The 15,348-nt window shown below is 56.3% G+C and carries 14 protein-coding genes; 8 read left to right on the top strand and 6 right to left on the bottom strand.

Features of this window, described 5'->3' with window-relative positions:
- Positions 1-15 precede the first annotated feature (15 nt).
- The 3 genes from NG99_RS21925 (at position 16) to NG99_RS21935 (ending at position 2,058) form a co-directional block, all read left to right on the top strand.
- The gene (locus NG99_RS21925; RefSeq protein WP_052130828.1) at positions 16-963 is read left to right on the top strand and encodes an SDR family NAD(P)-dependent oxidoreductase; all 948 of its coding nucleotides are present in this window, start codon (positions 16-18) and stop codon (positions 961-963) included.
- Entirely contained in the window at positions 953-1,447 is a 495-nt protein-coding gene (locus NG99_RS21930; protein ID WP_034897750.1) for a DUF1097 domain-containing protein, read from the top strand. Before NG99_RS21925 ends, NG99_RS21930 begins: the two co-directional genes overlap by 11 nt.
- A gap of 125 nt (positions 1,448-1,572) precedes the next feature.
- On the top strand, positions 1,573-2,058 hold the full coding sequence (locus NG99_RS21935; RefSeq protein ID WP_034897753.1) for a DoxX family protein: 486 nt from the start codon (positions 1,573-1,575) through the stop codon (positions 2,056-2,058).
- Between the two features lie 3 nt (positions 2,059-2,061).
- On the opposite strand, the gene NG99_RS21940 is transcribed toward NG99_RS21935, so the two are convergent.
- Positions 2,062-3,081, bottom strand: coding sequence for a LacI family DNA-binding transcriptional regulator (locus NG99_RS21940; protein WP_034897756.1), 1,020 nt, complete (start codon positions 3,079-3,081; stop codon positions 2,062-2,064).
- Between the two features lie 201 nt (positions 3,082-3,282).
- Here NG99_RS21940 and NG99_RS21945 point away from each other — a divergent pair, with 201 nt between their 5' ends.
- Positions 3,283-4,371: a cellulase family glycosylhydrolase gene (locus NG99_RS21945; RefSeq protein ID WP_034897759.1), complete on the top strand. Its 1,089-nt coding sequence runs from the start codon at positions 3,283-3,285 to the stop codon at positions 4,369-4,371.
- A 74-nt stretch (positions 4,372-4,445) separates the two neighbouring features.
- A complete protein-coding gene (locus NG99_RS21950; RefSeq protein WP_034897763.1) occupies positions 4,446-5,831 on the top strand; it encodes an MFS transporter in 1,386 nt (461 codons plus the stop codon).
- Between the two features lie 92 nt (positions 5,832-5,923).
- On the opposite strand, the gene dnaJ is transcribed toward NG99_RS21950, so the two are convergent.
- Both dnaJ and dnaK read right to left on the bottom strand, forming a co-directional pair.
- Positions 5,924-7,063 carry a molecular chaperone DnaJ gene (gene dnaJ, locus NG99_RS21955; RefSeq protein WP_034897765.1) on the bottom strand — a complete coding sequence of 380 codons (1,140 nt, stop codon included), beginning with the start codon at positions 7,061-7,063 and terminating at the stop codon, positions 5,924-5,926.
- Positions 7,064-7,172: 109 nt separating this feature from the next.
- Positions 7,173-9,089, bottom strand: a complete 1,917-nt coding sequence (gene dnaK / locus NG99_RS21960) for a molecular chaperone DnaK (RefSeq protein ID WP_034897769.1) — start codon at positions 9,087-9,089, stop codon at positions 7,173-7,175.
- Between the two features lie 326 nt (positions 9,090-9,415).
- On the opposite strand from dnaK, the gene satP reads away from it, so the two are divergent.
- A complete protein-coding gene (gene satP, locus NG99_RS21970) occupies positions 9,416-10,036 on the top strand; it encodes an acetate uptake transporter (protein WP_034897775.1) in 621 nt (206 codons plus the stop codon).
- Position 10,037: 1 nt separating this feature from the next.
- Here the strand turns inward: satP and NG99_RS21975 are convergent, their stop codons facing one another.
- The 3 genes from NG99_RS21975 to tal form a co-directional block, all read right to left on the bottom strand.
- Complete coding sequence (locus NG99_RS21975) at positions 10,038-11,345, bottom strand: MFS transporter (RefSeq protein WP_034897777.1); 1,308 nt, start codon at positions 11,343-11,345, stop codon at positions 10,038-10,040.
- 127 nt (positions 11,346-11,472) lie between these two features.
- Complete coding sequence (gene mog, locus NG99_RS21980) at positions 11,473-12,060, bottom strand: molybdopterin adenylyltransferase (protein ID WP_034897779.1); 588 nt, start codon at positions 12,058-12,060, stop codon at positions 11,473-11,475.
- Between the two features lie 139 nt (positions 12,061-12,199).
- Positions 12,200-13,153 (bottom strand): transaldolase, encoded by a 954-nt coding sequence (gene tal, locus NG99_RS21985; RefSeq protein WP_034897781.1) that lies wholly within the window; start codon positions 13,151-13,153, stop codon positions 12,200-12,202.
- A gap of 245 nt (positions 13,154-13,398) precedes the next feature.
- Between tal and yaaA the strand changes: the two genes are divergently transcribed.
- Both yaaA and NG99_RS21995 read left to right on the top strand, forming a co-directional pair.
- Complete coding sequence (gene yaaA, locus NG99_RS21990) at positions 13,399-14,175, top strand: peroxide stress protein YaaA (RefSeq protein WP_034897783.1); 777 nt, start codon at positions 13,399-13,401, stop codon at positions 14,173-14,175.
- 157 nt (positions 14,176-14,332) lie between these two features.
- A complete protein-coding gene (locus tag NG99_RS21995) occupies positions 14,333-15,334 on the top strand; it encodes a type III secretion system chaperone (protein ID WP_034897786.1) in 1,002 nt (333 codons plus the stop codon).
- The last annotated feature ends 14 nt before the right edge of the window (positions 15,335-15,348 follow it).

Here is a 15,348-nt window from a genome sequence, read left to right on the forward strand (position 1 = left end):
CAGACGGAGTGAATTATGAGCCTGAATAAGCAAAAGGTCCCCCTCGCCACCGGTTCCACTATTCTCGTCACCGGCGCCTCGTCAGGCTTTGGCCTGATGGCGGCACGCGCACTCGCCGGAGCCGGGCATACCGTTTACGCCTCCATGCGTGAAACCCAGGGCCGTAACGCACCTCGCGTGGCGGAGATCGCCCAGTGGTCCTCGGCCACGTCTTCCGATCTGCGCACCGTCGAGCTTGACGTCCAGTCTGAAGCGTCTGTCGCGGCGGCTATTGCGGCCATTCAGCAACAAAGCGGCGATCTGGACGTCATTGTGCATAATGCCGGACATATGGTCTTTGGCCCGGCAGAAGCCTTTACGCCTGAGCAGTTTGCCCAGCTTTACGATGTTAATGTTCTGGGGACCCAGCGGGTCAACCGTGCCGTCCTGCCGCTACTGCGCAGGCAGGGTTCCGGGCTGCTACTGTGGGTGGGCAGTACCAGCCACCGTGGCGGTACGCCGCCCTGGCTGGCGCCCTACTTCGCCGCCAAAGCCGCAATGGACGCGTTGGCAGTCAGCTACGCGGGAGAGCTGGCGCGCTGGGGAATTGAAACCAGCATCGTCGTTCCGGGCGCTTTCACTCAGGGCACCAACCATTTTCTGCACGCCGGAGCGCCCGCAGACCAGCAGCGCCAGGCCGACTATGATACGGGCCCAACCCAGGGCCTGGCCGATGAAATCCTCACCAACCTCGCGGCCTGCGAACCGCCGGATGCGGCCCCTGAAAGCGTGGCGCGCGCCATCGTCGAAGTGGTGAATACGCCCAGGGGACAGCGGCCATTCCGTGTCCATATCGATCCGTCTGATGACGGCTGCGCGGTAGTAGGAGCGGTGGCCGACCGTATCCGTGCCGAATTCCTGCGACGCATAAACCTCGGCGATCTGCTTTCACCTCGTCAGAAGGAGCCTTCTCATGAACAGTAATGCCTTCAGCCGGTATCTGAAGATCGTGTCAGGCGAATCCGTGATCGCTTCGTCGGCCGCCACCGTCAGTACTCTGCTGCTGGAGCTGCCGGTCTGGGCCATGTTCATCGGGTGGATCGCCTTCTTCACTCGCGGTTTAAACTGGCGCAGCGGTCTGGTGAACCTCAGCTGTGTCCTCATCGGTTTGCTGCTGGGTATTGGCGCCGCACACGCTTTGGGCGCCCTTAACCCGTTGTTCGGCACCTATGCAATCAGCGTGGTAGTGGTGGTGGTCACCGGCATTGCCTTATCACTTGCCAGAGCACCGGTATTCAACAACCTGCTGGGCTTTTTCCTCGGTCTGGTGGCCTATTTTGCCTCGCATTTGCCGCCTTCGCCCGCTACGTTGCTCACCCTCGGGCTGGCCGTTGCCATCGGGACGGCGGCGGGATTCCTTGCTCATGCCTGGCAACACTATATCAACGCGGCCGCACCGGTTCGCTAGCGTTACGCTTTATCACGTCAGCGCAGAAAAAATAACCTGCAAGTAGCCAACGATCGGTCCCCGACAGGCATTCTGTATTATGCCCGTAAGGAAGAAATCATCCATCTGGCAAAAGAGAGGAGAGTATGACCTACAGTCTTATCCGGCAGTTGCGGCATCTTTATCACGGGCTGGCCTGTCAGGCAGCCCGTTTCGAACCCGCCCTGTATGCGGTGCTGCGCATCAGTTTCGGTATTGTGCTGTTTACACATGGGCTGCCTAAAGCGCTTGGTGATGCGCATGGCTCAATGGCGGACCCGATGATGGCGTCAACCCGACTGATTGGCGAGGGAATGGGGCTGCCTTTTGCCCCACAGTTAGCCTTGCTGGTTATGCTGCTGGAGACCATAGGTGCTGTTATGCTGGTGCTGGGGGTGATGACGCGTGGCATCGCGCTGATCTTTGCAGTAGAGATGGTAGGGATCTGCGTGGCACTTGGGCCAACCTGGCCGTGGATCGATCGCGGTATTGAATACCCGGTGCTGATGGGATTCCTTGCGCTTTACATCGTGACACGCGGTGGCGGTATCTATGCGGTGGATAGCAAAGTGGCTCAGATTGCTCCACGCTGAAGGCTAAGCCTGCCCGGGCCCCAGGCTGGAGCTACGCACTTTCAGCCGCCCGGCCAGCGTCACATGCGTGGCGGCATCCTCCTGATTGTACAGATACTCCACCGCCAGGCGGCCCAGTTCATCATACGGCAACCTGATGCTGGTCAACGGTGGCATCATCTGTTCCGATATTTTCTGGTCGTCATAACCGGCTACCAGAATATCCTGCGGAATACGCCTGCCGTTTGCCGCCAGCGCCTGATAGCAACCAATCGACAACCAGTCGCTGGCACAAAAAATCGCATCAGGAGGTTCGGGCAGCGCCAGCAGTGATTGCGTGGCGAGGTAAGACTCGTTGAACTGCCAGTTAGTCTGGCGCACCCATTCTGTCACTGGCGCAATACCCGCCTGCGCCAGCGCATCCTGATAGCCCGCCAGCCGGTTCCGGGTCGCATCCATCCACTCTTCCCCAGTAATATGGGCAATACGTCGGGCCCCCTGGGCGATCAGATGACGGGTAATCTGGAAGGCATTGGCATAATCATCCGGGATAAATGATGGCGTTAGCGGCGAAGCGGGATCGCGTTGATTAAGCAGAACTACCGGCAAACGCGTGCACCCTTCATACTCACTCATATCGATAGCGGCAGTGACCGGCGAGGCAAGAATGATGCCGATGCAGTTACGCTTTTCCAACTGGCTAATAATATTAAGCGCCAGCTCGGTATCATCGCCGTAATCGTACACCGTTAGCAGGACTTCGTTACGCCACGCCGTTTCACGAGCCTGGCTGATAGCATCAATGAAGGGATCGTAACTTTGTAGCGAGCTGATTAACAGGGCAATTTCTTCCTGATTATGCGGCGTGTGAACGGCGGGTAGCCGCGTATAGCCCAACTCTGTCGCCACGGTAATCACCCGACGGCGGGTGTCATCACTCAGCTTAATATGGCGTGACTGATTCAGCACCAGCGATACCGTCGCCTGAGAAACGCCAGCGGCGCGAGCGATATCATTCATCGTCACCTTATTTTTTCGCTTCATCTGCCCTTCCTGACGCCCTTGAGAAACAACATCATACCCTTCCTCCCTGCGCTACGGCAGCCCCCTGCGCGGTCGGTCACGTTTTTGCGTTTTCGTGCAGTGAAATCTGTGATTGCAGTCGCTTTTCTCCGCCGTGGCATTTGCTCACTTTAGCGACAACTAATATTTATTAGCTAAACATTATCAGCTAATGAGGCGATCATGAAACAGCAGTGGAGTAAAGAACAGGCGCAGACGTGGTATCAGCAACAGGGATGGCTTTGCGGCTTTAATTATCTGCCGTCCACGGCCGTGAACTGGACCGATATCTGGCAATCAGAAACCTTTGATGCGGCCACCATCGATCGCGAACTGGGCTGGGCGGCGGCAGCTGGCTACAACACGCTACGCATCAACCTGCCATTTATTGTCTGGGAACACGATCGGGAGGGATTGTTTACCCGTATAGAGCGCTTCCTGACGCTGGCCGGGAGCCACGGATTTCGCACCATGCTGACCTTACTGGATGATTGCGGTTTTTCCGGCGATGAACCCTACCTCGGACCGCAAAAACCGCCGGTGCCCGGCAAACACAACAGCCAGGCCGCGGCCAGCCCCGGACGAGCAAAAGTGTGCGATCGCGGCTGCTGGCCGGGCATTGAACAATATGTTCGCGATGTGATCCGACAGTTTCGCCGCGATCGCCGCGTGCTGCTGTGGGATCTCTATAACGAACCGGGCAATCGCGGCATTTTCGCCACCGGGACGCAAGAGGTGCAGTATGACGAAAAACTGGAACGCTATGCCCATGAATTGATGCAGCTCGCCTTCCAGTGGGCGCGTGAAGAAGATCCCGATCAGCCGCTGACCATCTGCGCATGGCGTCTGCCAGCGGAAGAGGAAAACGAACGGTTCTATCAGCATCCGATGGATCAAACGGCGCTGGCGCTGTCCGATGTGATTAGCTTCCATGCCTACACCAATACTGCCCGGATGGTCGCCATCATCCAACAGCTACAGCAGCTGGGGCGACCGCTGTTTTGTACCGAATGGCTGGCCCGCCACGTTGGCAGTACCGTTGAGGAACAGTTGCCACTGATGCATGTCGCCAATATTGCCTCCTATCAGTGGGGGCTGGTGCGGGGCAAAACCCAGACCTGGCTGCCGTGGCCGGAAGTGATGAAGAGCGCTACCGACTATTGCCGACTGTGGTTCCATGACGTATTTGACGAGAACGGCATTCCTTTCTCCCGTAGTGAAATGGCCTTGCTGAGCAAACTCAGCAAAATTACGCGGCATCCCGCCGCCTGAAGTAAGAATGTCGGCAAGTACAATCCCGGCAGTCCGCTGCCGGGTAATAAGGGACACACCAGGATACAACGACAATGAAAATACCCTCTCGTGAGTTGTGGTCTTATTTTGGCTATGGTTTAGGTCAATGTTTCAGTTTTGGCTTAGTGGGTTCATTTATTAATTACTTTTATACCGATGTACTGGGCATTTCTGCATTGGCGGCAAGTACTATTTTTCTTATCGCCAGAGCCTGGGATGCGATTCACGATCCGCTGTTCGCCAGCATCATGGATACCATCAACAGTCGGTTCGGCAAATTCCGCCATTTTATGCTGATTGCCCCGCTGCTGATCACCGGCGTCACTCTTCTGTCCTTTTATAAAATTGAAGCGGACACCACCACCAAAATCCTCTATGCCGGTGTGACCTATATTCTATGGGGAACGCTGTATGCGATTTCAGATATCCCATTCTGGTCAATGTCGTCGGTGATGACCAATGATTCCAGCGAACGCACCCGCGCCGTTACCGCCGCGATGCTGGGCGTCAATGCCGGGATCGCCTGCGCCAATATCTTCTTTCCTAAGCTGTCCACCTTTTTCGCGCAGTACAGCAATGATAAAGGCTATTTTATGGCGGCGCTGGTCATGATGTTATTTGGCCTGCCGCTGATGCTGAACGGATTCCTACAAATTAAAGAACGCGTCCCACCCAGTCTTGAAAAAGTGACCATTCGCGATACCTTCGGTAATTTAAAAAGGAATAAGCCGTTATTTATTATTCTGCTGTCCTTCTTCTTTTGCGTCTTTCATAACGTCGCCAATGGCATTTATATCTACTTTTTCATTTACAACCTGGGAGACGCCAGTCTGCAAATGGCCATCGGGATTATGGGCATCGTTGCGGCCATCATTTGCCTGATAGCGCCGATGCTGACCCGCAGGTTACAGAAACGCAAACTGTTTATGATCCTCTGTGGTCTGGATATCGTCGTGCGGGGCATCATGTGGTTTGCCGGCTATCAGCACACGGTACTGCTGTTTATTCTGCTGGGGCTGAGTACGTTGTTTGTGATGATGACCAATATCCTCACCTCATCAATGATTGCAGACACCATTGAGTATGCGGAATACCACACCCACAAACGCTGTGCGGCGATAACGTTCTCCGGTCAGACCTTTACCGGCAAGATGTCCGTGGCCGTCGGCGGCGGGTTGATTGGGGTCTATCTGACCACCATCGGCTATGTGCCGCAGGCGCAGAGCCAGGGCGGCGCGGTGCTGAGCGGTCTGTTCTTTGGCATCTGCCTGCTACCGGCGATAGGCTCGCTGATCCGCATGGGCATCATGTCTCGCTTCACTTTCACTGAAGAGAAACACGCCGAAATTTGCCGCCTGCTGGCCGAGCGCCGTCGCCAGGCGACAGACGTAGCAAGGGATAATCAGGAAGCGGCTACGCGACCAGTCACGACAAACTAATGCGTCCTGCGCAGACCACGTTCAGGTTTAACCTCGACAATAAAAAACGGGCAGCGTATCAGGCTGCCCGTCTTAGTCAGTAAACCGTCAGCTTAACGGGTTAAATCATCAAAGAACTTCTTCACGCCGTCGAAAAAGGTTTTCGAGCGCGGGCTGTTCTTCTCGCCGCTTGGGCCGCCAAAGCTCTCTTCAAGCTCACGCAGCAGCGCCTTCTGCTTGTCGTTAAGGCTGACCGGCGTTTCTACCACTACGCGACACAGCAGGTCGCCCTGCGCGCCGCCGCGCACGGATTTCACGCCTTTGCCACGCATGCGGAACAGCTTGCCGGTCTGCGTTTCGGCAGGGACTTTCAGCTTCACCCGGCCATCAAGCGTCGGCACTTCGATTTCGCCACCCATTGCCGCCATCGCGAAGTTGATCGGCACTTCACAGTAGAGGTTGTTCTCTTCGCGTTCGAAGATCGGGTGCTTGCGCACCTGCACCTGAACGTACAGATCGCCAGCGGGCGCGCCGTGCTCGCCCGCTTCGCCTTCGCCGCTCAGACGGATGCGGTCGCCCGTATCTACACCGGCCGGAATTTTCACCGACAGGGTTTTAGACTTCTCAACGCGGCCGTGGCCGTGGCAGGCATGACAAGGATCTTTGATCACCGAGCCGCGACCGTGACAGGTCGGGCACGCCTGCTGCACGGTAAAGAAGCCCTGGCGCATCTGTACCTGGCCCTGACCGTGACAGGTTCCGCAGGTCTGCGGTTTGGTACCCGCTTTAGCGCCGCTACCGTGGCAAACCTCACACTCTTCTAAGGTAGGAATGCGGATCTCTTTGGACACGCCGCGGACAGCTTCTTCAAGCGTCAGCTCCATGTTGTAGCGTAAATCGGCGCCGCGCGCAGCACGCTGCTGACGGCGTCCTCCGCCAAAGATATCGCCGAACACGTCGCCAAAGATATCGCTGAAGTCGGCACCGCCGCCGCCAAAGCCGCCGTGCCCGCCGCCCATTCCGCCCTGTTCAAAGGCCGCATGACCATACTGGTCGTAGGCTGCGCGTTTCTGCCCGTCGGTCAGAATTTCGTACGCTTCCTTAACCTCTTTGAATTTGGCTTCGGATTCTTTATCACCTGGATTACGGTCAGGGTGGAATTTCATCGCCAGGCGTTTATAGGCCTTTTTGATTTCACGCTCATCCGCTGAACTGGAAACGCCTAAAATCTCGTAATAGTCTCTCTTCGCCATTCTGCTGGTCCTGCCCTTAACATGCGTGCACGGGCGTGGAGAAACTCCGCGCCCGTGGCTGGTTATCATCAGTGGCCCTGTTCAGGCCACCGTGCCCGCTCAAGGGCGATTATTTTTTGTTGTCTTTCACTTCTTCAAATTCAGCGTCAACAACGTCGTCATCCTGCTTAGCGGAAGCCTCACCGGCATCGGCTGCGCCACCAGCGGCCTGCTGCTGCTGAGCGAACTCCATCAGCTTGCTGGAGACTTCCATCAGCGCCTGCATTTTCGCTTCAATTTCGGCTTTGTCTTCGCCTTTCAGCACGGTGTTCAGCTCGGTCAGGGCTGCCTCAATAGGCGCCTTGTCGTCTGCTGGCAGTTTGTCGCCGGCTTCATCCAGCTGTTTACGGGTGCTGTGAGACAGATGATCGGCCTGGTTACGAACCTGAACCAGCTCCTCGAATTTACGGTCGGACTCGGCGTTAGCCTCGGCGTCACGCACCATTTTTTCGATTTCATCGTCGTTCAGACCAGAAGAAGCCTTGATGGTAATCTTCTGCTCTTTACCGCTGTTTTTGTCTTTAGCCGATACGTGCAGGATACCATCCGCATCGATATCGAAGGTGACTTCAATCTGCGGCATACCGCGCGGTGCAGCCTGGATACCGTCCAGGTTGAACTGACCCAGTGATTTGTTATCACCGGCACGCTTACGCTCACCCTGCACCACATGAATGGTTACAGCAGACTGGTTGTCTTCCGCAGTCGAGAACACCTGGCTGTGTTTGGTTGGGATCGTGGTGTTTTTGGCGATCAGCGCGGTCATTACGCCGCCCATGGTTTCGATACCCAGGGACAGAGGCGTAACGTCCAGCAGCAGAACGTCCTTAACATCACCCGCCAGCACGCCACCCTGAACCGCAGCGCCAACGGCAACCGCTTCGTCCGGGTTCACGTCTTTACGTGGTTCTTTACCAAAGAACTCAGCAACTTTCGCCTGCACCATTGGCATACGAGTCTGACCACCGACCAGGATTACGTCGTTAATGTCAGAAACAGACAGACCAGCATCCTGCAACGCCACTTTCAGCGGATCGATAGAGCGGGCTACCAGGTCTTCCACCAGCGATTCCAGCTTCGCACGGGTCACTTTGATGTTCAGGTGCTTAGGCCCCGTCGCATCGGCAGTGATGTACGGCAGGTTAACGTCGGTCTGCTGAGCTGAAGAGAGCTCAATTTTGGCTTTCTCTGCGGCTTCTTTCAGACGCTGCATAGCCAGCGGATCGTTGTGCAGATCGATGCCTGAATCTTTCTTAAATTCAGCCACCAGATAGTTGATCATCCGGCTGTCAAAGTCTTCGCCGCCGAGGTGGGTATCACCGTTGGTAGCCAACACTTCGAAGGTTTTTTCGCCGTCAACTTCATCGATTTCGATGATGGAAATATCGAAAGTACCGCCGCCCAGGTCATAAACCGCGATGGTGCGGTTGCCCTGGCCTTTATCCATACCGTAAGCCAGCGCGGCAGCGGTAGGTTCGTTGATGATACGTTTTACGTCCAGACCTGCGATGCGGCCGGCATCCTTCGTTGCCTGACGCTGCGCATCGTTAAAGTAGGCTGGTACGGTGATAACCGCTTCAGTCACTGGCTCGCCCAGATAATCTTCCGCCGTTTTCTTCATTTTTTTCAGCACTTCAGCCGAAATCTGCGGCGGTGCCATTTTCTGGCCTTTTACATCGATCCAGGCGTCACCGTTATCAGAACCGGCAATTTTGTAAGGCATGATTTTGATATCACGCTGAACTTCTTCGTCCTGGAAGCGGCGGCCAATCAGACGCTTAATCGCAAACAGGGTGTTCTGTGGGTTGGTCACGGCCTGACGCTTGGCCGGTGAACCGACCAGAATCTCGCCGTCCTGGGTGTAAGCAATAATGGAAGGGGTGGTGCGATCGCCTTCCGCATTTTCCAGCACGCGCGCTTTGCCGCCATCCATAATCGCGACGCAAGAGTTCGTCGTACCCAGGTCAATACCAATAATTTTACCCATCTACACATCTCCCACTTAAATTCATGTCAAATCAGTTTATGAACACTTAATGCGGGCTTTATTTGCCGTTTCAACCATCGGCGCCGCGCTTTTTTTCCAGGTTCATAACCTTGGATGCCAAATAAGATGGGGACATCCCTGACGGCATCAAGGGGGAGGATGAAAAAAAATTTGTTTTTTCTACTCTCCAGATCAAGGTTTACCGCATACAGGATCATTATGATGCGGCGCTTGCCGAGTGAGATGGACAATTCTTCTGCGAAATCAGGGAAAAGCAGCCATTAATCTCACGCTTTTGTGACTTTTCCGTAACACCAGAGGACAATATGCATAGTAATAAACTGGCGAATCCCGGCCCTCTCGGCCTGATGGGGTTCGGGATGACCACCGTCTTACTCAATCTGCATAACGCAGGATTTTTTCCGATGAACGCCGCCATCATCAGCATGGGGATTTTTTTCGGCGGGCTGGCGCAGATTCTGGCGGGCCTGCTGGAATATAAAAAAGGCAATACTTTCGGGCTGACGGCCTTTACGGCCTATGGCTGCTTCTGGCTGAGCCTGGTGGGAATTTTACTGCTGCCCGCCATGGGGCTGGCATCAGCAACCGATCCGCTGGTGCTGGGTATCTGGCTGGCGCTTTGGGGCGTGTTCACGCTGTTTATGTTCTTCGGCACGCTGCGCGCGAACCGCGCCCTGCAATTTGTATTTGCCAGCCTGACAGTGCTGTTCGCCCTGCTGGCATTCGGCAATCTCACCGGCCGCGCCGGGGTGCTGACGCTGGCGGGCTATGAGGGGATCCTCTGCGGCGCCAGCGCGATTTATCTGGCGATGGCGGAAGTCATCAACGAGCAGCTGGGCCGCACGGTGCTGCCAACGGGCGAACCTATGGCGGCTGCCCGCGCTCAGAAAGCGTTGTGCCCCGCCGACGAAAGTTGCAGGGCCTGATTTAGCTGAAGGTATTGGCGCGGTCGGCAAGGTTACTGCGCCTGAGATCGCGTTGCAGATAGAGGCCCACCAGCAGACCAATGGCGGACAGCGCCAGCACATACCAGGCCGGAGCCAGCGGCGTGACGGCCATAATCAGCGTAACGAAGATCGGGGTTAAGCCGCCGAAAATGGCGTAGGCGACGTTATAGGAAAAGGCGATCCCGGTAAAACGCACCCTGGCGGGGAACGCCCTCACCATGACGTAAGGCACCGCGCCGACCACGCCCACGCTGAATCCTACCAGCGCATAGCAAGGGAACAGCATCTCCGGGTGTTCACCTACCGTCCGGTAAAACAGCCAGCTGCACGCGGCCAGCAGCAGGCTGCCCACGATAAAAGTCTTGCTGCCGCCGAAGCGATCGGCGGCAAAGCCAGCGCAGATGCAGCCAACCAGCAGCATTACCGTCGCCAGGCTGTTAGCCTGAAGCGCCTGAGCGGTGGCTATGCCAAACTGCTTTTGCAGCAGCGTCGGCGTCATCAGGATCACTACCACGATGCCGGCAGAAAGCAGCCAGGTCAGCAGCATACTGACGGCAATCTCTTTCTTGTGGCTTAGCACCACCGTTTTCAGCGGCAGCTCCGCAGCCAGCGCCTTTCGCGCCTGAAGCTCAACGAAGATCGGCGTTTCTTGCAGCCAGCGGCGTAAATACAGCGCGATAAAGCCAAACACGCCGCCCAGCAGGAAAGGAATTCTCCAGGCGCCAGCGACGATGCCCTGAGGCCCAAATGCGGTATTAATCAGGGTGGCAACTACCGATCCCAGCAGAATGCCAGCGGTCAGCCCGGCGGTTAGCGTGCCGCAGGCAAACCCGATACGCTTTTCCGGAACGTGTTCAGCGACGAAAACCCATGCCCCCGGCACTTCCCCACCAATCGCCGCGCCCTGTAGCACGCGCAGCAGCAGCAACAGAATCGGGGCAGCGATGCCCAGCGTGGCGTAGGTGGGCAGCAGGCCCATCGCCAGCGTAGGTAACGCCATCAGTAAAATGCTCAGGCTGAACATTTTTTTGCGCCCCTGGCTGTCACCGAAGTGCGCCATGATAATGCCGCCCAGCGGGCGAGCCAGGTAGCCAGCGGCAAATATGGCAAAGGTCTGCACCTGACGCAGCCAGTCAGGAATATCCGGTGGAAAAAACAGGTCGCCAATTACCGCAGCGAAGAAGACGAAGATGATGAAGTCGTAGAACTCCAGCGCGCCGCCCAGTGCCGCCAGAGAGAGGGTTTTATAATCCTGCCGGTTTAAGCGACGAACGGTATCTTGAGACATAATGGTTCAGGCACATCCAGAAGTAGAAGAAAAAAGTATAGCTGCAAGTTGTAAAGCTATGCTTACTATACCGTTCAATTTCCGCTACACCAGCGCGGCTGAATATTATGCCTGAATTACGCCATTTTTAGCCTTTTGTTTCGCGTCGGGCGCTTTTGGGGCGAAAAGCTGCTACTACCGCCGCGTTCGTTTCCACGTAAGGCCCTTCCAGCAGTTGGATGCAGTAAGGGACGCTGGCAAAAATGCCCGGCACTTTTGCCCTTCCCTCCGCATCCTTCAGCCCTTCCAGCGTCTCCCTGATCGATTTCGGCTGGCCGGGAAGATTGACGATCAGCGACTGCTTGCGGATCACCCCCACCTGACGGGAGAGGATCGCGGTAGGCACAAAGTTGAGGCTAATCTGCCGCATCTGCTCGCCAAAGCCAGGCATCTCCCGGTCGGCAACCGCCAGCGTGGCATCCGGCGTCACGTCACGACGGGCCGGGCCGGTTCCGCCGGTGGTCAGCACCAGATGGCAAAACAGTTCGTCGACCAGCTCGCAAATAGCCTGCTCAATCATCGGCTGCTCGTCAGGCACCAGCCGCTTTTCGATCTCAAAAGGGGTGGCGAGCGCCTCAGTCAGCCAGGCTTCGAGCGCGGGAAGCCCTTCGTCCTGATAGATACCGTTGGCGGCGCGATCGGAAACCGAGATCAATCCTATACGTAGTGTATTCATCGTGTCGTCACTTCTGTTACGGCCGTGATAATCCACGGGCGCAAGTTATGCAAGGGGATAGCGAGAAGGATAAACGATTACAAAGCGGGATGTACAGCGAGGCAAAACGGTGGCCGGACTGGCGGCCACCGCCGGAAACTTACAGCAGTTCGGCAATCATTTTATCCAGTTTGCCCTGGTCGATGGCAAAGTTACGAATGCCCTGAGCCAGTTTGTCGACCGCCATTGGGTCCTGGTTGTGCTGCCACAGGAACTCGGACTCGGTCATCTTCGCCGGACGCGCTTTCACTTCGCCAGTGTAGGACAGCTTGCGCTCCAGCGTCCCTTCGCTTTCCGCCAGCTCTTTCAGCAGGCCCGGAGAGATAGTCAGACGGTCGCAGCCTGCCAGCTCAATAATTTCGCCAACGTTACGGAAGCTGGCGCCCATGACCACGGTTTCGTAGCCATGCTGCTTGTAGTATTCGTAGATTTCAGAGACGGAAATCACGCCTGGATCTTCGTTAGCCGCGTACTCTTTCTTGTCGGTGTTAGCTTTGTACCAGTCCAGAATACGGCCAACGAACGGTGAAATCAGATACACGCCGGCTTCGGCACAGGCACGCGCCTGAGCGAAGGAGAACAGCAGCGTCAGGTTACAGTTGATGCCCTCTTTTTCCAACTGTTCGGCGGCGCGAATGCCCTGCCAGGTCGAAGCCAGTTTAATCAGGATACGGTCATTGCTGATACCGGCATCGTTATAGAGTTTGATCAGCGAGCGGGCTTTGCTGATGCTGCCTTCGGTATCGTAAGAGAGACGAGCGTCGACCTCGGTAGAGATGCGGCCCGGCACCAGCTTGAGGATTTCCAGACCGATATTGACCGCCAGCTTATCCGCCGCGAAGTTAATCTGCTCTTCTTTCTTGCTGCTCTGATCGCGCGCCCAGCTTACCGCTTCGTCAATCAGCTTACGATATTCAGGGATCTGCGCGGCGCTCAGGATCAGGGAAGGGTTGGTGGTCGCATCTTGCGGCTTGTACAGCTTCATCGCTGCAATGTCGCCGGTATCGGCAACAACGGTCGTCAGTTGACGCAGGGAAGTCAGTTTGTCCGTCATGGGTGTCATTCTCGTCAGAGTAGAGTTATCGGGTTCTTGAAAATGTCTGACACGGATAATATCACGCGACACCTGCCATGCAAGGTAAGGTTTCCAACAGGCCACGCAGAGCTAAATTCCCCTGCAAAGCGCCGGGAATCAGCCCCGACGATGGCAGTGATTGCTGCGGTTGCCGCATTTTATTTGCTAGAGTAGAGGCAGAAAAACTTTTGCCCTCTGCGGCGTATTGATACAAGGACTCAGGCATGTTGATGGTTATCTCTCCGGCCAAAACGCTGGATTTCGAAAGCCCGCTGGCAACCCAACGCTTCACTCAGCCTGCGCTGCTGGACGATTCCCAAAAGCTGATTGAGGTCGCTCGCCGACTCACGCCCGCGCAAATCGGCTCGCTGATGCACATCAGCGACAAGCTTGCCGGACTCAACGCGGATCGCTTCCATCACTGGCAGCCGCCCTTTACCCTGGACAATGCTCGCCAGGCGATTCTGGCGTTTAAAGGGGATGTCTATACCGGTTTACAGGCCGAGACCTTCAAAGAGAAAGATTTTGATTTTGCCCAGCAGCATCTGCGGATGCTCTCCGGCCTGTACGGGCTGCTGCGCCCGCTGGATCTGATGCAGCCCTATCGTCTGGAGATGGGCATCAGGCTGGAAAACCCGGCGGGGAAAGATCTCTACACCTTCTGGGGCGACAGGCTGACCGACGCGCTGAATGCGGCACTGGCCGAACAGGGCGATGACGTCCTGCTGAATCTGGCCTCCGATGAATACTTTAAAGCGGTGAAGCCGAAAAAGCTGAATGGCCGCATTATTAAGCCGGTATTTCTGGACGAGAAAAACGGCAAGTTTAAGGTGATCAGTTTCTACGCGAAAAAAGCGCGTGGCCTGATGAGTCGCTATGTCATTCAGCACCGCTTGAGCAAACCAGCCCAGCTGAAAAAATTCGATCTCGACGGCTATTTTTATGTGGCTGAAGAGAGCAGCGATGCCGAACTGGTGTTTAAACGCCGCGAGAATGCATAACTTTTCCTGATAGATAACCCGGTCCGCAGTCGCTGCGGGCCGCTTTCACCTCCCTTTTTCACTCCCAACCATAGCATTTAATTATAAGCACCCTCACTGGCAGAACCCCGGGAATAGCTGGCCCACTCAAGACTTAATCAGTCACGAGGGGGAAGGTATGGATCAGGATGCGTTGCGTAAAGCCATCAGCGATCGGGTCTGGCAGACCAGTCACCAGCAGGAAGAGAGCGGCGAAAGGCTGGAAAATCCGCTTCCTTCATCGGCACAGGCGTGGCTCCGCGCCGCAGCGGAACAATTTGGTGCTGATAGCGCTGAGCAGCAGCAGTTTGCCTCTGGCGGCCCGCTCAGGCTGGAGGCGCTCCACGTCATTCTGATTTGTCAGAGCGAAGAGCCGGTGCCGCTGTGGCTGGCCGTTGGCTGGCTGGCCGCCCCTGAAGCGCTACATCCGGATGTCTGGCAGGAGGCGCTGCTGCGCGCCAATGATGTGGCGATGGCCCAGAGCGGAATCGGCCTGTCTCTTGAAGAGAATGGCAATGCGCTGCTGACAAAGCGCCTGCCGCCGGATAGCTATGGAGATGCGGACGAACTGGCAAGCGTCATAAATGACTTCAACTCGCTGAGTTCGAGCCTGATCGATTTGCTGCTGTCGCTCGGCCAGCAGCAGGCTGTAGAGGCGGAGAACAGCCCCCCTTTACCCGGCTGGATTGCTGGCTGGCAGCAGCAGATGGCAGAGCGTGTTGATACGCTGGCCCGCCAGGCAATCGCAACCGAGTGGCATTACCCCCTGCTGCGCGAAGCGTTTTCACATCTGGAACTCTCCGACAGCAATAGCAATTACCTGCTGGAGGGCTGTTTCTGCACGCTGCGCTTCCCCGAAAGGCTCATCTCCGTGCTGGCCGATGGCGATTGTCGCCATCTTCTGCTCAGCACGCCGCTGGCTCTTGATCCCTCAGCCGGGCCTCATCAGCGCCAGTATCTGCTTGCCAACCGCGAGCTGAAAGTTTTAACCCAGTGCAGCCTTGCTCTTTGCGGCGAAAACATCTGTCTGGTCAGCCGCTGGGATTCGCTGGGGCTGGACGGCGAAGATTTCGCCAGTTGGCTGGCCGATTTCATGACGCTTAGCGTCGCTTTCGATCGCCGCGAACAAACCGCGGCCTGAACAGAGAGGTAACG

Origin of the sequence: Erwinia typographi, from assembly GCF_000773975.1 — a bacterium.
Classification (GTDB): Bacteria; Pseudomonadota; Gammaproteobacteria; order Enterobacterales; family Enterobacteriaceae; genus Erwinia; species Erwinia typographi.